Source organism: Butyricimonas hominis (assembly GCF_014287455.1).
Classification (GTDB): Bacteria; Bacteroidota; Bacteroidia; order Bacteroidales; family Marinifilaceae; genus Butyricimonas; species Butyricimonas muris.
Map to the genome: position 1 here is coordinate 282,178 of NZ_JACOOH010000009.1, position 21,742 is coordinate 303,919.

Genomic DNA, 21,742 nt, shown 5'->3' on the forward strand with positions numbered 1-21,742 from the left:
TCCTGCTGTTATTCTAGAACGGATAACCGATAGCCAAATGGAACGCCAACCCGTCCTTGAATTTGGAAATATTGTAATATCCCGGTTTATCGGGATTCTTGTAAGGGGTATGCAAAGCAACACCTAAATCCCCGCGGATAACGATAAAACCGATGTCATAGCGCAACCCGCAACCTGTTCCCAGCGCGATCTCGTTCAGCAAACCCGCCAGCTTGAATTCTCCCCCCGGACGCTTGGGGTCATTCCGCAACAACCACACGTTACCGGCATCCAAGAAAATTGCCCCGTTCAGGCTTCCCGCTATTTTAAAGCGCAACTCGATATTTCCTTCCAGTTTTATATCCCCGGTCTGGTCGAGATATGCCGTCTTGTTATCACTTTTCTGGTGATAGCTACCCGGCCCGATGGAACGAATCGTGAAAGCCCGGATGCTGTTGGCTCCCCCGATATAAAATTGCTCGCTATACGGCATCACGCTTGAATTGCCGTAAGCGTACCCGAGCCCTCCCATGAAACGAGTGGCGATCAACGAATTTTCGGTCAGTTTCCGGTAAACAATAATCTCGGAAGTACCTTTCAGAAACTGGGAATAGGTGTTACCGAATATCGTTTTCCCCTCTCCCTTGTGATTCCCCGACAAGTACTGTATCGCGGACAACAAGTTTCCCGCCGACATGATCATATTTTGCCAGTACAACCGGTTCGGGTTACGGGAAGTCCCCTGTCGGTCATACGTGTAGGTGTATGCCATCGAGGGTATAAACTGATTCTTGAAACTCATCGCTATTGCCGGATTATTATCCATCGTTTCGTCAAATTCCTTTGAAGTCCGCAACAAATGGGTATAACTGAGCTTCAACGGGGTGATCGTGTGATACTTCCGGTAGGAAGACTGGAAATCATAACTGAATGATCCCGTGAATGAAATCATCCGGAAAAATGTATGACGGTTCAGGAAATCCACTCCGATTTGGAAATGCGTGCGTTCGGGAAAATCTTTCGTACTTTTCAAGAAATTGGGAACCAACAAGCGAGGTACCGACAAACCGACATTCACGCCCAACTCGTAGGAATTGATTAATCCGGATTTCGAGTTGCCTTGCTTGTTACCGACCTCCCACTCGTATGCCCCGTTCAACTTGAAAGACAGGTTCTCTCCTCCCCGGAACAGGTTTTTGTTGGTGATACCGAGAGTCAGTCCCGGTCCCAGCAAGTTGTTGGATTTCGAGGATACATCCACCTCTACCTCGGTTTCGATCGGTAAATCGTACACCGCGTTAATTCCAAAATTCAATTTGCCGAATCCGTCCGTCCTTGCCGTGTCCGCACGGGTGACGTTCAGATTCGTGTATTTAAAAATCCCCAAACGGGCAAGGCTTGTCTGCGTACGATTCTGCCGCCGGAAAGAGTAAATATCTCCCGGCAATAAATACATCGAACGAGCCAGCACTTTGGGTTTTACACCCAACGGTTTCGTGTATTTTACATTTATCTCTTTATAAGCTAGCGAATCGGTCGTTTCCGACTCATCGGGTTCCTCCAGCACCAGTTCTACACTCCCAATCTTGTAAGGTTGCAACGCGACAGCCGGAACACCATGTTTCAAGGCGATACGAACATCAGCCACCCGCTTTTCCCGTGTCGTGTCGGCAAGAAACTCGATATAGTCCGATTGGAAATAATAGTAACCGTTGTTCCTCAACAATTGGGTGATACGCTCCCGCTCGTCTTCCATCGAGTAAACACTGTATTCAGCCCCTTTTGTCAAAAGGCAACGCTGTTTCCTCCTCTGCAACAAACTATCCATGCGTCCTTTCCATCCCCAGAACTCGATATTGCCAAACATATACGGTTCGGGTACACGCACGTGATAGCTGATTTTCGCTTTCTTGGGATTGCGCTTGTTGGGGATGATCTCGTAACTCGTTTCCACCCCGAAATACCCGTAATCCCGGGCAGCGTTCTCCACCGCTTTCAAGCGCAATTCCGGTTGCACGTCGCTAATCAATACCGGTTTCTTCGCCAACTTCTTGTACAACCAGTGTTTCAGACCTTTCTCTTTTTTGATGTTCCAATTGTACACCCACAGACCGATGGGAAAAGGCGAACGCACGTACGGGGCGAACAACGGGTTGTTGGGGGGATAGGACATCGGGTTGGAAATCGCGGAACTCTGCGCCCCTTGCAACTTGACTCCTTCCGCCGTTTCTATTTTCATTTTTTTCACCCCGGTGTACAACACTTCGCCTTCCGTCAGTTTTTTGGTCTGCGAACAAGATGCGCCCAACAGTAGCAAAGCTACCGTCACGGATATATATATTCTATTTATCAGACTTTTCATTTTCTATTCGCCGTGTTTCTTTCTTTTCCACTTTCGTTTTCTTCTTTCGCCGGAATATATCCCGGAATTTCTGGTAATTTTTCCGTAACACCACACCGATACCGGTTTGGGTGACTTCGCCCTCCAACACGCTCTCGTAACCCGTGTGCCGGAATATTTTAAGGAAGAAATTGGGATTCTTCCCGAACAGGTATTCCACCGCGATATCATCGACCAGATTCTCCTCCACACCCCCGGCTGCCGGATCATTATCCGTGGATATACGTCCCCCGACTTTCACCCGAACCCGGTTATTGAACAGCCGTTTCGAGAATTGGTAGGAGTAATCCGTCTTCTTCGACTCGCCCGCCTCCGATACCTGATTGTATGTATTGATGCCGAAAGTCAAATCCATGTTCTTCAAATGTTTTCTCGACCATTGATTCAACTCCCGTTCCACGAAATTATTGATCGCATTATCGGAAGCGTTTGATTTGGCTACCGTACCGGGTCCCGAGTAAGACCCGTATATCATCATATTCATCGCCTCTCTGGATCTTTCTTCGGGAGTCATCGCCGCCAACTGGTTCTGTATCGTGATATCCCCCTCGGCGGCAAGGTCGAAAGTGATATCCGGCTTCTCCAACGTGTTGGTAATCCGTATTATCGCCTTGAAATTCACCAGACGGGATTTCTGGCTATCATCCGTGACACTCGCGGAGATCGTTTCTGCCGCCATAATATTCAGTGTCGGGTTGGCAATATCTCCTGTCCATTCCACGTAATTGCCATCCTGTATCTTGAAATCTTTCTGCCCGATCACCGGCAAGCCGTAAGACACGATTCCGCTCGACAGCACGTAGCGCCCCACGAGGCGACTCTCTCCCACCGGACTCAGCGTGTAGGTCAAACTCCCTCCCCCGTTGATGGAAACCCGGTTCTGCCCGTTAGCGGACAACAACACGTTCAAACTTACCAGCGGGGCGATATTCACGGACATCAACAAGTCCAGACTGACTGCGCGGATTTGCTTCAGTTGGTCATCCTCCGCCACTTCCGTACTATCCCGGAAAGACACGAAACGCACGAGATCAACACTCCGGTCGGTCACGGACAAAGGAGCGGACTTCAACGTGTAGTACACTTCGCTGTTATCCAACAGATTAATATTTCCCCGAATCTTCAACGCGTCTAACATTCCTTTCAAGGTTGCCGACACGTCGACAAACAATTTCCCGTAAACCATTGTTTCGTCGTTTTCCTGCACCTTCATCGCTTGGAAATTACGAGCCGTGACGGATGCATCCATCTCGATACTGGAGAATGAAGCAAAGTTCACGTCCCCCTGCAATTCCAGTCGTTGCTTATTCGGAGCAATCAGCCCGAAATGATTAAATTTCAATAAATTATTCCGAATCGTGATGGTAGAGGTATCTATCTTGAAGGTCGTTCCCACCGGAAGCGCTTCCACTTCTCCCTCTCTGAAACTCAAATTGCCGTCAATCAAAGGTTGGCTCATATTCCCCTTGATACGGAACGCTCCGACCATATCCCCGCCCAGACGAATCATCCCCGGCGGCGTGAAGGCTCCTGCCACCCGTAGCGGTAATTTCGGTATCCCTATATTCAAATCCATGTTCTGATCATCCGGTCCGGTCATCATCTTGCCCCGCGCCAATAGAGCCTGTTGCCCGTCCACGGCAAGGGTAAAATCGACATCATGCTCGGTCTGTCGCGACAAGCGGTATTTTATACCCATATCCAAGTTCCCGATCCGCTCCTGTTGATAATTAAATTCATTTATCGTGATATTTCCACCCACGTCGATCACCTTGTTTTTACTGTGCATCTGTAAATCAACGCCCAGCATACCGGACATATCCGGGATAAAACTCAACACATCGGAGATATGCCCCAGATCAATACCTTTTATATCCACGACCAATGATTCCGGTTCCCGGTTCGCTCCTTCCTCCGACACCAACCGGATACGCTTATCCCCGTTCAACAACTGCAAGTTTGCCGCCGGAATTTCGCCTTGTTTCAGACGAACAAAGTTTCCCCGGTTCACTTGCCAAGACACGTATCCCAACACCAACGGGTCCGGGGATATACTCACGCTGACAGCACTGTCCTGAAAAGCGATATTCGCCCCGATGTTAAAGATCTCTCCGTCTTTATTCTCCCGTTCCCGCAATCTCACGTTTACCTGATCGTGTTCCACCGAGCCTTCCGCGGTCAATTGCGACAATGCTTCCAATTGATTTTTTGCCCCGAACACGTTCACCCCGTAGCGTAAAGCCACGCCTTGACCGTGAGCGTTCATGAACACGCTATCAATCACGAAACCCTCGATGTCCAACCCGAAAACCCCGGCATCCATCTTGAAGTGGGACTCGGTATCCGTCCCCAGTTCTATACCTACACGCTTGAAGCGCATCCCGTTATTCTTCAGGTAACTGTTTAATATGTTCTTTTGGGCAGCATCGATCGTCAAACTGAAATCCGGCAACACCTCCCCCAATTGTTCCATATTAAAATCGTGTATTTCCAGTTGTCCGGCAAGCAGTTCTCCCGCTTTGGCAAATTGCCGAGCCAACAAATAGCCGTTCCCTTTCCCGTTAAACTTCACGCTCAAATCTCCAGCGTCCACGTTCAATCGGGTACGATTGTCCTCCCCGGCGAACGATATATTTAAATTCCCCAACTGCCGGGTTCCGACATCTTTCAAAACGATATCCGTGAAATCGGCTTTTAGAGCGGAAGTACTGTCCGCGTTCAATTCTCCCTGCAACGTCAATCCCAGAGAGAACGCCAGTTCTTCCGGCATAAAATGCAATCCTTTCAAGTCCGCATTCCGGATATCACTTTCAATCTTTGCCTCGTATCCTTTGTCGCCGGCGGTAAGCTGGAATTTCATATCCATATCCAACTCTTTATTACCACTTGCCAAAACCCCGTTCAGCACACCCTCTTTCAACACGGCATTCAACGTGATATCTTTATAATCGTAACCATTGTATTGCAATAATGCCAAAGCTAAATTCACTTTGCCCGCCGCCGTTTTCAAATCCAATCCTTTCCCCGAGGCGGAAAGCGTGGCGGAAACCATTCCCAATGAATCTTTTGGCATAAATTCATTCAACGCGAACTCCCGCAAACGAACTCCCGCGTAATAGGAATTATCTTTCATCCCGTAACCGGCAACCATATTCAGACTTCCTTGTCGGGGGCTAACTCCCACTTTGACTCTCGCGGTCTGATCCGCCATATGTAAATCGACGTTCAACTTCAAATTATCCGGCACAACCACGCCTGCCTCCTCCCCGTCGCCCAAGAACGGCGCGAAAAAACGCCCGTTCCGAACAGTCAACGATACCCGGTAATCCGCGACCATCTGTTCCATATCGGTAATAGAAGAAACTTTTCCGCTACTTTCCAACAAAAAATCATTTCCGGCACCCACGTTCAGGTGTTCGATATTCAATCGCTCGATCTCCCCATTCAATAATCCGGCAAGCGAAAACGTTTTATCCTGTAAAAAAGATTCCATTAATTTATTCGTGTCCGGCATAAACAAAAGTATATCCTTCCCCCCTATCGTACCGTTTATCGACAAGCGCAAAGGAGTATTCATCCCGAATCCGGTAAGCCCGCTAGCCGCTTGCACGTTCATCCCTAACCGGCTATAAGCCGTTTTCAATGACAGATTGGAAACGTTAGACTTATCGCTCCCGACATTTACCCGACAGGATAAATTCCGCAAATCAAGCCCGTTCCCTTCTTTCAACTGCAATCGCTGCACGATAGCCGCTATCTCCGTTCCCCGGTTAAACACGCTGTCCACTTGCAATGAAAGAGCCGATACCCGTATCGCCTCCGGAAATCTTTCCTCTGCCACACTTATTCCGCGAGGCTTCATTAAAAAACGACTATCCGCCAACTCGACCTTCCCGGCATGTACTACCCACGGCATACTCCCCGTGGAATCCTGTACCGCGTCCTCCCCGCCCGAAGTGGCATCCGCAAGCGTCAGCACCTCACAATATCCCCGTACCAATAGTATGGAATCCAGATTTACCGTCTGTTCCCCAAGATGTATCTCCGCTTCCCTCAAGCGTCCTTCGCCCACTCCCGCGCGGATTTGTCCCATGGGCAACCCGTTCATCACGCAGTCGACACTATCCAACAGCAACTCGCCCACCCGGAACTTCCAACGTGCCGGCTCTCCCGGCTGTGTGGTGTCCGGCTCACTTTCACCCAAGTTCATGAAAACCGTTCCGCCATGCAAGGAAACCGTAGGAATGTCAGCCTCTTGCTTCGCCAGATTCAACCTGTCCATACGAAGATTCAGTTCATGGAGTGCCACTTTCATTTTCATTCCCGAAAGCGTATCCCCGAAGTTCATTGCCGCATTCTCTATCACCAACCGTCGCACTTCAATCTCCTTCTTCAACAATTTCGATAAAGCGACATTTACTTGAATCAGGTCAGCACTCAGCATCGTGTCCCGCTCCGTCTTTCCAAAATAAATTCTTTCCACTGCCAAGTCTAACGGGAATTTCAACAGTACACGCCCCACGGAAAGTTTCATACCCATGTTACGCTCCACGTATTGCTCCGCCTTTCCCGTCACGAAATTCTGTATACCGGGAATGTATAAAAGAATCATAACAAGCACTACCAAGGTGAAAAGCCCCAGTATAACCCTGAATATATATTTTAATATCCTACGTAAAATCTTCATTCTATCTTCATTTCGAAGGTTGTAAACCAATTGCAAAACTACAATTATTTCTTCAAATCCCACGGGTAACACGGAAAACTCCTTCCACATGCCCCCACCACTCCCGCAAAACAGAATGTAAATTTTACGCATGAAACTTGTTTCGTGTTACGAAAACAGAACAAAAACACGATGGGGGGCAAAAAAACATTTTACCACTCCAATGCACAATGTATCAATACATTATCCCAAACACCCCCGAACAGGTGTTTTTTTCTCCGTTTTTTTTCGTAATTTTGCAGACTGGGTAGGTAGGATTTTGTATTGAGTTGAAACCTATCATTTACAAACATAAATTATTACTTATGTCACTTAAAAGAAATGTTCTTGATTTAAGGAAGAGAAAAGAGATTGTTCTTCAAGGTGGTGGCGAAGAGGCTATTAAGAAGCAAGCTGCAATGGGAAAGTTGACAGCCCGGGAGCGTATTGAAGCAATACTCGACAAAGATTCTTTCCACGAGTACGACATGTTCGTTGAGCATCAGTCAAAAGATTTTGATATGGATAAAAAGGTTCTGCATGGTGATGGTGTTATCATCGGAACCGGTACTATTTATGGAGAACCCGTGTGTATCTATGCCCAAGACTTCACCGTTGCCGGTGGTTCATTAGGCTTGATGCATGCCCGCAAGATCACCAAAATCATGGACCACGCTCTGAAAATGAGAGTGCCCTTGATCGGGATCAACGACTCGGGAGGTGCTCGTATTCAAGAAGGAGTTGACTCTCTGGCAGGATACGGGGAAATCTTCTTCCGTAACACGCAGGCATCCGGAGTTATTCCTCAATTATCCGTCATTCTCGGTCCTTGCGCGGGAGGTGCCGTGTATTCACCCGCTTTGACTGACTTCGTGTTCGTGGTGGACAACATCTCGAAAATGTTTATCACGGGACCGGAAGTGGTGAAAACCGTACTCGGTGAAGTGGTAACGATGGAAGAACTCGGGGGTGCCAGAGTGCACAGTGAAGTCAGCGGTAACGCCCATTTCTTCGCACACTCGGAGTACGAATGTTTCGAACAGATCAAAAAACTATTGACCTTTATCCCGTGGAGTAACGAGGCGAAAGCCAAACCGTTCCCCTCCAAACCGCCGAAACCGGAGTACAAAATCGAAAAGATTGTTCCCGCCGATCCCACTCAACCTTACGACGTGAGAGATATTATCCGGGCGGTTGCCGATGACTCGGACTTCCTTGAAATACAACAGGAATTTGCCAAAAATATCGTGGTCGGATTCGGACGTATCGACGGAGAAACTATCGGTTTCGTGGCAAATCAACCTTCCGTGTTAGCGGGAGTGCTGGATTGCGATTCATCGGATAAAGCGGGACGTTTCATCCGCTTCTGTGACGCATTCAATATCCCGATCGTGACCTTCGAAGATATGCCGGGTTACTTACCGGGCGTGGAACAAGAACACATGGGTGTTATCCGTCATGGGGCAAAAGTACTTTACGCGTATAGCGAGGCGACCGTGCCCAAGATCACCGTGATCCTGCGGAAAGCGTACGGCGGAGGTTACATCGCCATGAACTCGCGTCACTTGAAAGCAGACTTCATGTTCGCTTGGCCGACAGCAGAGATTGCCGTAATGGGACCGGAAGGAGCCGCTAACATTATCTTCAAGAAAGAGATCATGTCAGCAGAGAATCCGGACGAAATGCGCAAGATCAAAGTTGCCGAATATCGCGAGAAATTCGCTAACCCCTATGTGGCTGCATCCAAAGGGTACATTGATTCTGTCATCGAACCCGAGGAAACCCGGAAAATTTTGAAACACTCTATCGAGGTATCCAGCAACAAGTCGGTACTAACCCCGGCAAAAAAACATGGTATTCCTCCATTTTAATCTTAAATTATACCACGAATGAGTACACCAAAATATGACTTATTAGAAATTGACGGCTTACAATACAAAACCCAATTCACGGAGAAATTTATCAACCGCAAGAAATGGGAAAAACCCGATCCGGGAGCCGTCCTCACGTACATACCCGGTTCTATTATCGACATGTACGTGAAAGAAGGTCAGGAAGTAAAAGCCGGAGACTTATTATGCCTCCTGCAAGCCATGAAAATGCATAACAAAATCCTGGCCCCTATAAGCGGAACTGTCGTTAAAATCCATGTAAATAAAGGCGACAAAATTCCCAAAGACGCTTTAATGTTTGAAATAAAATAACCTTCAAAGGCTGCCCCTTCGGCAGCCTTTGCTTACTAAACGAATATGAGTTTCTTTAAAGCTATAAACATCGTCAAGACGTATGCCAATCACAAGGCACTGGATGATGTTTCCATCAATATCCCGGAAGGCTCGATTTACGGATTACTAGGTCCGAACGGAGCCGGGAAAACCTCATTAATCCGTATCATCAATCAAATCACCGCTCCTGATTCGGGCGAAATCTATTTCCGGGGTGAACATCTGAAACCATCTGACGTCAATCGCATCGGTTATCTTCCGGAAGAGCGAGGACTCTACAAGAAGATGAAAGTCGGAGAACAAGCCGTCTATCTGGCTCGTTTAAAAGGAATCAGCAAAAGTGATTCCATTACCCGATTGAAAATGTGGTTCGAAAAATTCGGCATAGAGGCTTGGTGGGACAAAAAGGTAGAAGAACTCTCCAAAGGAATGGCGCAGAAGGTGCAGTTTATCACAACCGTGTTACATGAACCGGAGTTGCTGATATTCGACGAGCCTTTCAGCGGGTTTGACCCGATCAACGTGGAATTATTGAAAAAGGAGATATTGGAACTTCGCAAAAAAGGAACGACAATCATCTTTTCCACTCACAACATGGGATCAGTCGAAGAGATTTGCAGCCATATCGCTCTCATTAACAAATCCCGGAAAATCATCGAAGGCCCGATTAACCAGATTCGGGAAAAATATGCCAGCAATACCTATCAATTAAGTTGTCGCTACAACCCGGAATTTAACCCGGAACTCGTTGTCGGCTCGGAGTTCGAGGTAGTATCCCAGCGTGTCGAAGATGAACGCCAAGATATTATCTTACAACAGAACACGTATTGTTCGGCAAATACTCTCCTGTCCAGAGTGCTGCCGAAAGCGGACATAATCTCTTACCAGAAGATTATTCCCAGCATGAACGATATTTTCATCAAACTGGTTAAAGAACAATAGAATATTAAGCTATAATAATTCAAATTGAAGCTTGTGAATGATTCTTCATTTTCAATTTTCAATTTTCAATTTTCAATTAAAATGAACAAGATATTCATCATCATAAGCCGGGAGTTCTCCACAAGGGTACGTAAAAAAACATTTCTGGTCGTTACCATTTTCGTTCCGATCCTGTTCGCATTGTTTTACGCGTTTCTGATGTGGATGCTATTGCGTGACGACACGCAAAAGAGAACGATAGCCGTGATCAACGAATCGAGTCTCGAAACCCCATTCCAGAAGATTAATAACACGACTTTCCAATACATTGACCATGACATACCGGAAAGCGATTATGCCGAGTTTCTGAAAAAGAATGACTATTACGCCATTACCAGAGTGCCGGCAAACGTTATGACTCATGCCGAAATTCCGGTATTCTCGACATCACAGGTACCCATGGAATTAAAAAATGAACTGGCCGCACAGCTACGACAGAATATCGAGAGTATCAAGCGAGCCGAAGTCATAGCCAAAAGTCAGGTACCTAACCTTGAACAAGAATTGGACGCGGCAAAGACACCTGTATTAGTCAGAACCTTGTTAGTCACGGATAAAGGAGATACGAAAGAGGGTTCTTCGGAAATCACTTCCATTATCGGGTTAGTGGCAGGAATGATTATCTATTTCTTTGTCTTCATGTACGCTTCCCAAGTCATGAAAGGCGTCATTGAAGAAAAGACGAACCGTATCATTGAAGTTCTCGTTTCTTCCGTGAAACCATTCCAATTCTTGTTGGGAAAAATCATCGGTGTTGCCGCCGTGGGACTTGTGCAATTTCTGATCTGGATTGTTCTCGGCGGAATAATTATGATCGCGTTTCAAGCGTTGTTTATGCCCAACTTGGACTTGGAAGCATTGAAAAACGCAAGTGACCTCACGATGTTCGCACAGAGTTCCGAGATAAACACGGAACAGTTAGCCGTGATTCAGAATCTGGCAAAGACGATCGATCCCGCGTTTATCATGAAATTCCTTGCAGCATTCCTTTTCTATTTTATCGGGGGATACTTACTCTACGCGTCACTCTTCGCCGCGATCGGTGCAGCAGTGGATAACGAAACCGATTCCCAACAATTCATGACACCGCTCTCTATCATATTGGTAGTAGCCCTTTATATCGGTGTCGCTGCCATGAAAAGCCCCGAATCGCCCATGGTATTCTGGAGTTCTCTTATCCCGTTCACTTCCCCGGTAGTGATGCTCGTGCGCATCCCGTTCGGGGTCCCGGCATGGGAGATCGCTACTTCCATGGGATTACTGGTTGCTTCCTTCCTGTTCTTCACATGGCTATCGGGCAAGATATACCGGGTAGGTATCCTGATGTACGGGAAAAAGGTCACGTGGAAAGAACTTTACAAATGGCTTAAATACAAGGCATAAAAAAAAGCGGCTCCCGCCGCTTTTTTTATTTTATCAAATCTTATGGATTACCATTCCTGAACGCAACTTCGGCTCAAACCAAGTTGTCTTCGGGGGCATAATATTCCCGGTATCGGCAATATTAATCAATTGCTCCATAGACACAGGATATAAAGCGAAAGCCACTTTCATCTCTCCATTGTCAACACGACGCTTCAATTCACCCAACCCACGGATACCACCAACGAAATCAATCCGTTTGGAAGTACGCAAATCCTGAATGTCAAGGATGTCAGCCAACACGTGATTAGAAAGAATCGTTACGTCCAATACTCCGATCGGATCGTTATCATCGTAGCTTCCGGGTTTAGCGGTCAATTTATACCATCTTCCACCCAAGTACATGCTGAATTCATGCAATTTAGCCGGGTGGTAAATCTCCGTACCCATATCTTCAACCGTGAAATGTTCACCCAATTTAGCCATCAATTGCTCCTCGGTCAAACCGTTCAGATCTTTCACAACGCGGTTGTAATCGATAATTTTCAATTGATGATCCGGGAAATGAACAGCCATGAAGAAGTTATACTCTTCTGTTCCGTTGTGGTTCGGGTTCTTAGCGCTGAATTCGGCACCGATACGAGCGGCAGCAGCCGTTCTGTGGTGTCCGTCCGCAACATAAGTGTAAGGCACTTTGGTGGCGAACAATTCTTCCAGACGCTTGTTCGTATCCGGGCAGTTGATAGCCCAGAAATGATGACCGAAACCGTCTTCTGCCACAAAATCGTAGTCAGCTTTCCGGCTTTTCACGATATCCTCAACGATAGCGTCGATTTCCGGCACTGCCTTGTAAGCGAAGAACACAGGCTCCAAATTAGCTTTCACGTAACGGGTCAGAATCATACGATCCTCTTCCTTGTCGGGACGAGTCAACTCGTGTTTCTTGATAATACCGTTCACGTAATCCTCGCAAGCAGCACATCCCACGATACCGTATTGTGTTCTTCCGTCCATGGTTTGGGCGTAGATATAGAATTTTGCGTCCTCATCTTGTACCAACCATCCCTTGTCTTGGAACATATTGAAGTTCTCAACACTCTTGTTATAAACTGTTTCGGAATGAATATCCGTTCCAGCGGGACAGTCGATTTCGGCTCTGGTCACATGTAATAATGAACGAGGTTTACCGGCTGCCATTTGTGCAGCTTCTTCCGAGTTCATCACGTCATAAGGCAGACAAGCCAACTCCTCGCAAATTTCTTGAGAGGGAGTACGCAATCCTTTAAATGGTTTTACTATTGCCATATACAATTTTAGATTTTAGATTTTAGATTTTAAATTTGCTGTGTTCCAATTTAAAATCTAAAATTTACAATTTACAATTCTATTTGTTTACTCTGAATTTCTCGTCGCCTTTCTCGATAAAGTTCACGATTTGGCGAGCGGCAGCCAATCCGGCATTAACGTTAGCCTCTTCAGTCTGAGCACCCATCTTTTTCGGGGTAGCGAAGAAACGACCTTCAAACTTGTTGAAGCAATCGCAATCCGGAGCGATATCGGTGATATAGTGGAAATCAGCTCTTTCTTCCATCAATTTACCCAAACCTTCCTCGTCGATAACCTCTTTACGAGCGGTGTTTACCAACACGGCACCCTTCGGCATATTCTTTAACAAATCATAGTTGATAGATTTCTTGGTTTGTTCCGTTGCCGGGATATGCAAAGAGATATATTGGCACATACCATACATTTCTTCAGCCGAATGTAACGGGGTAGCACCGGCTGCCTTGATTTGTTCATCCGTCATGAACGGGTCGAAAGCGTACACTTCCATGCCGAAACCGCGAGCGATACGACCCACATTCTGTCCCACGTTTCCATAAGCGTGGATACCGATTTTCTTCCCCTTCAACTCAGAACCTGATTTACCGTTGAAGAAGTTACGAGCCATGTAAACCATCATACCGAAAGCCAACTCAGCCACTGCGTTTGAGTTTTGTCCCGGGGTATTCATAGCTACCACGTTATGAGCGGTACAAGCAGCCAAGTCGATATTGTCAAATCCGGCACCTGCACGAACGATCACTTTCAATTTCTTGGCAGCCTCGATAACTTCTTTTGTAGCTTTGTCCGAGCGGATAATCATAGCGTCAACGTCAGCCACGGCAGCGATCAACTCGTCTTGAGATGTATATTTTTCTAATAATACCAATTCGTATCCCTGAGCCTCTACGATCTCACGAATCCCGTTTACAGCAACCGGAGCAAACGGTTTATCTGTTGCAATTAATACTTTAGTCATGATATTTCAATTTTTGATGTAAAAAAAAGATTTACGATTTCAGATTTCGATCACCCTCTTCCGAAAGCAATAATCGTAAATCCGAAATCGTAAATCAATAAATTATTTAATATGAGCAGCTTCAAATTCTTGCATTGCAGCAACCAAAGCCTTCACGTCCTCGATAGTACAAGCGTTGTAAGTAGAAGCACGGAATCCGCCTACTGAACGGTGTCCCTTAATACCCACGATATTCTTTGATTTAGTGAAATCCAAGAATTCTTTCTCCAATGACTCGTATCCTTCTCTCAACAAGAAAGGAATGTTCATTCTTGAACGAGAACCTTCTTTCACAACCGGACGGAACATCTTGCTTCTTTCCAATTCGTTATAGATCATATCAGCTCTCTCGATAGCCAATTTCTCCATAGCTTCAACGCCACCCATTGCTTTAACCCACTTCAAGGTTTCTTTTACCCCAAAGATGTTCACACAAGGAGGAGTGTTGTACATAGATTCTTTATCCACGTGAGTTTTGTATCTCAACATGGTCGGGATCATTCTGTCTGCAACAACGTTGTTAGCCAAGAAATCATTGTTGATGATCACGAAAGTAACTCCGGCAGGTCCGAGGTTCTTCTGGCAACCGCCATAGATCATAGCATATTTAGACACGTCAACCGGACGGCTGCAGATGTCTGATGACATATCACAGATTAAAGGCACCGGAGAAGTCGGATCATAGAAAATTTCCGTACCGCGAATCGTGTTGTTGGAAGTGATGTGCATGTAATCCACGTCTGAAGGGATCGTGAATTCGGGATAATAAGTAAATCCATCTGCCTCAGAAGAAGCAACAATTTCTACATCTCCCCACATTTTAGCCTCCTTAATAGCAGCGGTTGACCAAGTACCGGTGTTCACATAAGCAGCTTTCTTCTTGAAGAAGTTGAACGGGATCATGCAGAATTGCATGCTGGCGCCACCACCCAAGAAAATTACGGAATATCCTTCCGGGATGCCCAATACTTCTTTGAATAAAGCTACAGCTTCGTCATACACAGCTTGAAAATCAGAAGAACGGTGAGACACTTCCAAAATAGATTGTCCCGTGTTACCAAACTCAAGCACAGCTTTTGATACATTTTCCAATGTAGAATCCGGCAATTTACAAGGTCCGGCATTAAAAATGTGTTTTCTCATCTCTAAAATATTTAATAGATAATTAATACTAAAATCTTGTTTATAATCACGTTGCAAAGATGCAAAATAAGTCGGTATAAAAGACTTTTTTCCGTAATTTTTATTCGCATTCGTTATTCGCTTGATATCAACAACTTCCGCCTTTCCGAAAACGTTTTTATACCTTCAAAGACAAAAGCACCCGTTTGCGGGTGCTTTGTTATCGTTCAGCTCAAAAGCACCCGACTAAAAGAACGGGGTTTTGACGATTTTCGCTTTTAAAGCTTTATTTCTTACACGGATGAAAATCTCGGTATCCAGCTTGTGGAAACCGCTCTTCACGTATCCCGTACCGATTGACTTGCCTGTCAACGGGGAAACAGTACCCGAGCAAACCACCCCGATCTCGTTTCCTTCCGCGTCCTCGATCACGTATCCCTGACGAGCGATACCCTTATCCAGCACCTCGAACGGTTTCATGTAGCGGGCAGGCTTGTCATTTTTCATTTTTTCATGGTACGCGCGGTTGATGAAATCATTTCCCGGTACAAACTTCGTGATCCAACCTAATCCGGCTTCAATCGGAGAGTGTTCGTCATCAATTTCATGCCCGTACAAGCAGAAACCGGCTTCCAAACGCAAAGTGTCGCGAGCACCTAAACCACAAGGCTTAATACCGAACTCTGCGCCTGCCTCGAATACGGCATTCCAGATTTTCTCGGCGTCTTTCACGTAAGCGTAAATCTCGCAACCGCCTGCTCCGGTATATCCGGTCGTGGAAAAAATTACTTTGTCTACCCCGGCAAACGGAATTTCTTGGAAAGTATAATATTCCATATCCACCACGTCAGCGGAAGTCAATTTTTGCATTGCTTTCAATGCTAACGGTCCTTGAACGGCAAGTTGACAGATATTCTCGGAAGCGTTCTCCAAATCCGTATCCAAGTTCATACCTAACTCTTTCGCCCATTTGGTGCACCATGCCCAATCCTTATCGATATTCGCAGCATTCACCACCAACAAATACTTTTCAGCACTGAAACGATACACCAGCAAATCGTCCACGATACCACCAGTTTCGTTCGGGAAGCAACTGTATTGCACTTTACCGTCAGTTAATGCTGCCACATCATTGGACGTAAGTTTCTGCACCAACTCGAAAGCCTTCGGACCTTTTACCCAAAATTCTCCCATGTGAGAAACATCGAACACGCCCAATTTCTCGCGTACGGTATTATGCTCGTCCTTGATACCCGTGTATTCTATCGGCATATTGTAACCGGCAAACGGAGCCATTCTTGCTCCCAACGCCTCATGAAAATGTGTAAATGGAGTAGTCTTCATCATTATTTATCGCTTAAATATTCATTATATTATTATACTATTAACTATAACGCTCCGCAAAGTTATAACTTTTATTCATCCCGCCTACCCTTTCTTTAAAAATATTACTTCTTATGAAAAAAGTTATGCATAACCACACATATTATCCTTTCTTCCAAAAACTTATATCCCGTATCCAAGCGAAGTAAACAAATTTTGCAAACGATTTAATATTATTTTTTTCCACAGATACCTTAACGAATCATTTGATGATTTATTTGCATTGTCAGCAAAAATGATTACTTTTGCTAAATAACCCATTAATTTAGATACTAGAAAAACCATGATAATCAAAGTAACAGAACACAACGGTATCACCTTCGCCGAATTTACAGAAGAAGTGACTCGTTTCACTCTCGCGCTGTCAGAAGAAGTTAAGTCTGAACTAAGACCTTATTTGAATAATCCCGACTGTCGGATGATATTCGATTTCAATCACATTGAATTTGTGGATAGTAGCGGTATCGGCACGGTCATCGCTCTTTTCAAAACAGCTAAAAGTGTCGGTTCCAACTTGAAACTTTGCAACCTATCCCCGGATGTTTTGAAGATATTCGAACTTCTACACCTGCAAGTCATTTTCGACATCACGGGAACACGAGAAAGTTGCGTAGCTTCCTACGCTCAATAAGAAACTTAAAGACCGTCTAAATTATCGAGGACGGTCTTTAAGTTTTTAGAAACTCCCAAAAGTTAACAATTTCCATCATGAATGACACCTTGCCAACAAGGAGATAAAATATCTTGACAATGTTCGTAAACCGAACGAATAATATGAATTCCCTTCTCCTCGTTTATCCGGATACTTTTTCCCACGGCAATCATATCTTCCAACGACGGATTCCCGCTATTATTCACGGAAGTTGCATGTTCCCCGTTATACCCTGCACGGCAAAGAGTTAAATCATATGCCGGAGCCAATGTCCAAATCCCATCCCTACATATAAAACTAAAATTCTTCGCATGATCATCCTTATTTGAGGTCAATACATTAAAAACCATACGACGAAACATCTCATCAACCGCTTTTGAGTCTTGCGTTAAATACCCCGTAAGATGTAATAATATTTTGTAATCCAATTTCGGTAACAAAATAGATTCATTCAATAAAGCACCTGCCGTAGCAACGTGCAAGCGTTCCCCATTCTCAATATCAAAACGCATGGATGCAAAATACTTTCCCTCTAAAAGTTTAAAATCAGGTATTTCAATACCACATCGCCTTGCTGCCAAATTATATTTATATTCCGTTTTCCCCATGTCCGCGGGATCGTAGATATGCCTGAATTTGACAAGCCAAACCCCATCCGCATCCCGATACAAGCATTTAGGTCTACATCCCCCGGAATTACCACTATTAAAATAGAGAACCTCTTCCCCCTCGTCTGTCTTTTCACCTAAAACAGCCAACGCCAATTCTTGTAACTCATCTAATTCCGGCAATGTTTTATCCTCACCAATATAAGATTCAGGAACATAAGACAAGGCTCCCATGCCCGTACGTCCGACAATACTTAATCTTTGTAATGGCGTTAAAGTTGAATCATCAATCTTTTCTTTTCTCAGAATACGATTTAACAAATATCGACCATAACCATCAGGCAAACGATCTTCAAATATCCCGAAATTCCCATAAAAAGGCTCAGGTGACGCGATAAATAAATCCGGCTTTAAAGGCAAGTCCAAAGGAGATATGGAGAAACCGGATACCAACCAATTTTTATCATATTGAAAAGCACAACGTCTCCTGTCAGGAGTCAAAGTCAATTCGCCTACTTTCCTGTCGCGATACATAACCGTGAGCTTGTCAACTAATTTCATCTCGTCCCCCTTTTTCTGTTTCTATTCTGATTTATCGTATCAAGTTCCTGCATCGTGCTGTATTTCGGTTCCCCAAGCAGAGCCTTAATCTCTTCCGTGTATCCAAGCGCTTTACAAAGTGCTACATAAGATTCCAATGAAATTTTATGCACATTCTCAAATTTCACAATTGTAGCTAATGGCACCCCACTCATCTCCGAAAGCAGTTTGCGGGAATAATTCTTCTCTAACCGCCTCTTCTTCATATTCCGCGCTAAAATTTGCAAAAGTTCTTCTATCGAAACCAAATCAAAATCATATATAACTTTCATTATTATAACTTTTATATCTCAATTTGATATTTAATATATACTATTATATCTATTACAAATATAGGAAACATTACTCATTCTTCAATCATTCACTACCTGAAATTCCTTCATTTTTAACTTTCAATTCTCTATTTTCAATTAAAAATCCGAAAAGACTTTTCAAGAGCATGTCGTTTCCTCACAAATCGCCTAAAACCTACTGTAATCCCAAGGTAATACTATCTCTACCTACTTACAGAAAACTTACACCACTCTTATATCCCCGGTGTCTAACGATGACACAAGGATAGAATAACCGCCTTATAAGCAAGTAGAGGTAGTATTACGTTAGGATTACCACGGGTTCTCGAATATTTTCCCAAAACACGCTCAGAAATCCAATGATTAAATAAAAAGATTGCCGCCCAAAAATTTTACTTTTTAGGCGGCCTTCAGAACCATTCCGGAATTTCCCGAAACGAATTAATCTACCACAAACTAATTAACACTATCAACCTTTCAACGAACGATTGATTAGAAACATCAAATAATCGTAATGAGCCTTCGTATCCGCATTACCGGACCCTTGGCGTTTTTTTACCTGTTCTATTACTTTCAAATAAAGATTATACCACAAATGATTCGGATTATCGACAGCCATATTCTCCACCAACCAGCGACTTCCGAATCCGGCAACTTCCGGCATCCGGTTACTTTGTTTACCATTCAACGATTCGACAGATTCATGCAACACGTTCTGAGACTTCGCATAATAACGGGAAGCATTTTCACGATTACCATTGATATCAACAGTATTCCGCACATTGGTCAAGAAAGCCACTTGCAAAATTCTTTCGGTTTCTGTCAAATTGCGTCCCTTTATGGTCGGCTCCCAAATCATCTTGTACAAATCTTCCAAATACTCTTCCGGGGTATAATTACCCTTGTCCCGGTAAGCCACCAGTGAAATACGGCGAGTACTGAACAAATCTGTTTCTTCATCCGCCTTACTCAAGAAATCTTTCAGTATCTGACGAGCCCGGGAACCGTCGAATTCCAAATTCTCCACCACTTCCGGACGATCTATCCAATCTATATCTTTCAATTGCCCGATCACGAATTTCAACGAATTCTTCTGTACCTCTTTCGGAACAGCAACAAAAGTTGAAACCGGATCACCGACATAATGCTGATTCAGATAAAACCCTCCCAAATTCATGAACACGTTAAAGATATAGCGCTTATAATAATAACCCACGTAACGATATACCATATTACGATACGTGTAATCGATATCTTCTTTGTCCAACCATTGGTTCATATTCTCCATCAGGTATTTCAGATTCCGAATCCCGTAAATACTTGCTTTAATGGCGTCATCACCCAAATCTTCAGGCAAGGAAGTCGGATCGAACATCGTCAACGTGTAAGGTTCCGGGTCAAAACGATACATCGGATCTCCCACCTTTTCCGCGATCCACTTTTCTACCACCTTTTGTTCGTCTTCAAGTGTCTTTACGTCAAACACGGGTTGATATGCCACTTTCACGGCATGATAGTCTGCCACCCCCAGTCTTTCCGGAATCAAGACAACATCTTTGTCTCCCGGTTGAGCCACATAATTATAGCCCATGTTATCCATGATAGAAGGGGTTATACCGTATTTCCGGGTAAAAGAAGCAGAACGCAGGGAATCGGTCGGGTAAGCATGAGATGCCGGCAAGTTATGAGCGAAACCCAGAATATGTCCTACTTCATGTACAATCATCCCCTTCAAACCTTCTCCATATTTCTCCAACGGCAATTTCATCGTGCGGACGGCCTCATCACATGAAGCTGTCTGAACAAAACGTTTTAAGTTCACCCGCCTCAACATATCATGAAATATCTCGATAGACGCGTTCATCACTTGCCCCGACCGCGGATCTACCCAACGAGGAGCCGTCTTGAAACTTTCCACCCCGATCGGGGCATAACGAATACACAAGAATTTCATGTTATCCGGATCAAAAGTCGTATCATTAACCGGGAAAGCCTTCACTTGAAGCACATTTTTAAAACCGATCGCCGCGAAAGCCTTATTCCATTCTTCAATTCCGGCTTTGATATATTCGCTCCAACCTTCGGGGAAATTATTATCCACGTAGAACACAATCGGCTTCTCCGGTTCCACTAATTCTCCACTTTTATATTTCGCCACATCTTTCGGTTGTATATCCCAACGTGTCATATAGTGCGTAACCCGGGAACCATCGACTTTAGTCGTCATATTCTCCCGTTCGGTCGTCGTCACGTTTACGCGAGGATCCCCTAAACGGGGTCTCATCAACTGTTCCTCTCCCGGTAAAATAAGTAATGTCCGGTTTAACTTCACCGTCACCGGTTCATCCTGCACGACCAGATATTGACCGTTTACCAACAAATTCTGAGTATAGGTTTCAGTTGAAATAATCGAAATATTATCCTCGAAAGCCTTGATATCATCCAAACGAGTCAACTCTTCTTTCAACTTCACATCTCTCTGACCGTCCCCCAGTTCATCCACACGTTTCCCCTCGTCAGCAAAAGGAGTCAAATCATTATTCTGTTTCAAGAAAAAATCCGTCATATCCACCACTACGGCAGTACTGTCCGGACTATAAGCCTCTACTTTAAAAGCATACCGGATCGGTGGTTGAGTACTTTTACGAACAGCTTCCCGCATACCTTCCTCGGGCGAATCGGTAAGCATCGGATTCGTTCCCCACTTACGCGTAATCTCATGCATTTGCAGGGTAGAATCTCGCAGCGTGAAAGCGATATGCAAGGGATCGTTGATCATCTGCCCGACAGCCCCGTTACCATTGTCACTGGTTTCGACGAAAGTCGTTCCCAACAAGTATTCCCGTCCCAACAGGGATAAAGGATACTCGAAATATAGTTTCCCCCCGACTTGATGAAGCGTGATCAATCCTTTTACCGTTTTTATTTTCTTTCCTTTAAACAATTTCTCGTACTTCGTTTCCGGCTCTTGTTGCACGTTCTCTTTCGTCGCTTTCTTCTTCCGGTTCTTCGCGACTATATCCGCCGGATTCACCTGAATAAAGAATGCCAATAGGATTATTGATAGTATAAAACCTTTATTCATATCTT

General features: G+C 44.8%; 14 protein-coding genes. 5 read left to right on the top strand and 9 right to left on the bottom strand.

The genetic code is table 11. The features are described from left to right. Positions 1-13: 13 nt before the first annotated feature. Positions 14-2,341, bottom strand: a complete 2,328-nt coding sequence (tamL, locus tag H8S64_RS19300; protein ID WP_186978344.1) for a translocation and assembly module lipoprotein TamL — start codon at positions 2,339-2,341, stop codon at positions 14-16. Then, the gene (locus H8S64_RS19305; protein ID WP_186978345.1) at positions 2,322-7,199 is read right to left on the bottom strand and encodes a translocation/assembly module TamB domain-containing protein; all 4,878 of its coding nucleotides are present in this window, start codon (positions 7,197-7,199) and stop codon (positions 2,322-2,324) included. The genes tamL and H8S64_RS19305 overlap by 20 nt, the downstream gene beginning before the upstream one ends. Positions 7,200-7,411: 212 nt before the next feature. On the opposite strand from H8S64_RS19305, the gene H8S64_RS19310 reads away from it, so the two are divergent. From H8S64_RS19310 to H8S64_RS19325, 4 genes are all read left to right on the top strand, one after another. Further along, a complete protein-coding gene (locus H8S64_RS19310; protein WP_099294328.1) occupies positions 7,412-8,956 on the top strand; it encodes an acyl-CoA carboxylase subunit beta in 1,545 nt (514 codons plus the stop codon). A gap of 18 nt (positions 8,957-8,974) precedes the next feature. Next, entirely contained in the window at positions 8,975-9,289 is a 315-nt protein-coding gene (locus H8S64_RS19315; RefSeq protein WP_099294330.1) for a biotin/lipoyl-containing protein, read from the top strand. A 45-nt stretch (positions 9,290-9,334) separates the two neighbouring features. Next, positions 9,335-10,252, top strand: a complete 918-nt coding sequence (locus tag H8S64_RS19320; protein ID WP_099294332.1) for an ABC transporter ATP-binding protein — start codon at positions 9,335-9,337, stop codon at positions 10,250-10,252. 81 nt (positions 10,253-10,333) lie between these two features. Then, positions 10,334-11,674, top strand: a complete 1,341-nt coding sequence (locus tag H8S64_RS19325; protein WP_099294334.1) for an ABC transporter permease — start codon at positions 10,334-10,336, stop codon at positions 11,672-11,674. A gap of 33 nt (positions 11,675-11,707) precedes the next feature. Here H8S64_RS19325 and H8S64_RS19330 read toward each other — a convergent pair whose 3' ends face one another. From H8S64_RS19330 to gcvT, 4 genes are all read right to left on the bottom strand, one after another. Continuing rightward, on the bottom strand, positions 11,708-12,958 hold the full coding sequence (locus tag H8S64_RS19330) for a DUF1015 domain-containing protein (protein ID WP_186978346.1): 1,251 nt from the start codon (positions 12,956-12,958) through the stop codon (positions 11,708-11,710). 79 nt (positions 12,959-13,037) lie between these two features. Then, positions 13,038-13,955, bottom strand: a complete 918-nt coding sequence (locus tag H8S64_RS19335; protein ID WP_099294337.1) for an NAD(P)-dependent oxidoreductase — start codon at positions 13,953-13,955, stop codon at positions 13,038-13,040. 102 nt (positions 13,956-14,057) lie between these two features. After that, positions 14,058-15,137 (bottom strand): 3-phosphoserine/phosphohydroxythreonine transaminase, encoded by a 1,080-nt coding sequence (serC, locus tag H8S64_RS19340; protein WP_186978347.1) that lies wholly within the window; start codon positions 15,135-15,137, stop codon positions 14,058-14,060. Positions 15,138-15,362: 225 nt separating this feature from the next. Next, on the bottom strand, positions 15,363-16,460 hold the full coding sequence (gene gcvT, locus H8S64_RS19345) for a glycine cleavage system aminomethyltransferase GcvT (RefSeq protein ID WP_186978372.1): 1,098 nt from the start codon (positions 16,458-16,460) through the stop codon (positions 15,363-15,365). A 322-nt stretch (positions 16,461-16,782) separates the two neighbouring features. On the opposite strand from gcvT, the gene H8S64_RS19350 reads away from it, so the two are divergent. Then, a complete protein-coding gene (locus H8S64_RS19350; protein WP_099294340.1) occupies positions 16,783-17,130 on the top strand; it encodes an STAS domain-containing protein in 348 nt (115 codons plus the stop codon). 62 nt (positions 17,131-17,192) lie between these two features. On the opposite strand, the gene H8S64_RS19355 is transcribed toward H8S64_RS19350, so the two are convergent. The 3 genes from H8S64_RS19355 to H8S64_RS19365 all read right to left on the bottom strand — a co-directional run bounded on the left by H8S64_RS19355 (position 17,193) and on the right by H8S64_RS19365 (position 21,737). Further along, positions 17,193-18,320: a type II toxin-antitoxin system HipA family toxin gene (locus H8S64_RS19355; RefSeq protein WP_186978348.1), complete on the bottom strand. Its 1,128-nt coding sequence runs from the start codon at positions 18,318-18,320 to the stop codon at positions 17,193-17,195. After that, positions 18,317-18,631, bottom strand: coding sequence for a helix-turn-helix domain-containing protein (locus tag H8S64_RS19360; protein WP_186978349.1), 315 nt, complete (start codon positions 18,629-18,631; stop codon positions 18,317-18,319). The genes H8S64_RS19355 and H8S64_RS19360 overlap by 4 nt, the downstream gene beginning before the upstream one ends. Positions 18,632-19,121: 490 nt before the next feature. Then, on the bottom strand, positions 19,122-21,737 hold the full coding sequence (locus H8S64_RS19365) for a zinc-dependent metalloprotease (RefSeq protein ID WP_186978350.1): 2,616 nt from the start codon (positions 21,735-21,737) through the stop codon (positions 19,122-19,124). Positions 21,738-21,742 lie beyond the last annotated feature (5 nt).

What these genes read in the sequence shown, in the direction of transcription:
- H8S64_RS19330 (WP_186978346.1), bottom strand. Translation starts at nt 12,958, where the DNA reads ATGGCAATAGTAAAACCATTTAAAGGATTGCGTACTCCCTCTCAAGAA.
- H8S64_RS19355 (WP_186978348.1), bottom strand. Translation starts at nt 18,320, where the DNA reads ATGAAATTAGTTGACAAGCTCACGGTTATGTATCGCGACAGGAAAGTA.
- H8S64_RS19325 (WP_099294334.1), top strand. Translation starts at nt 10,334, where the DNA reads ATGAACAAGATATTCATCATCATAAGCCGGGAGTTCTCCACAAGGGTA.
- H8S64_RS19335 (WP_099294337.1), bottom strand. Translation starts at nt 13,955, where the DNA reads ATGACTAAAGTATTAATTGCAACAGATAAACCGTTTGCTCCGGTTGCT.
- tamL (WP_186978344.1), bottom strand. Translation starts at nt 2,341, where the DNA reads ATGAAAAGTCTGATAAATAGAATATATATATCCGTGACGGTAGCTTTG.
- H8S64_RS19305 (WP_186978345.1), bottom strand. Translation starts at nt 7,199, where the DNA reads ATGCGTAAAATTTACATTCTGTTTTGCGGGAGTGGTGGGGGCATGTGG.
- H8S64_RS19320 (WP_099294332.1), top strand. Translation starts at nt 9,335, where the DNA reads ATGAGTTTCTTTAAAGCTATAAACATCGTCAAGACGTATGCCAATCAC.
- H8S64_RS19350 (WP_099294340.1), top strand. Translation starts at nt 16,783, where the DNA reads ATGATAATCAAAGTAACAGAACACAACGGTATCACCTTCGCCGAATTT.
- H8S64_RS19360 (WP_186978349.1), bottom strand. Translation starts at nt 18,631, where the DNA reads ATGAAAGTTATATATGATTTTGATTTGGTTTCGATAGAAGAACTTTTG.
- gcvT (WP_186978372.1), bottom strand. Translation starts at nt 16,460, where the DNA reads ATGAAGACTACTCCATTTACACATTTTCATGAGGCGTTGGGAGCAAGA.
- H8S64_RS19365 (WP_186978350.1), bottom strand. Translation starts at nt 21,737, where the DNA reads ATGAATAAAGGTTTTATACTATCAATAATCCTATTGGCATTCTTTATT.
- serC (WP_186978347.1), bottom strand. Translation starts at nt 15,137, where the DNA reads ATGAGAAAACACATTTTTAATGCCGGACCTTGTAAATTGCCGGATTCT.
- H8S64_RS19310 (WP_099294328.1), top strand. Translation starts at nt 7,412, where the DNA reads ATGTCACTTAAAAGAAATGTTCTTGATTTAAGGAAGAGAAAAGAGATT.
- H8S64_RS19315 (WP_099294330.1), top strand. Translation starts at nt 8,975, where the DNA reads ATGAGTACACCAAAATATGACTTATTAGAAATTGACGGCTTACAATAC.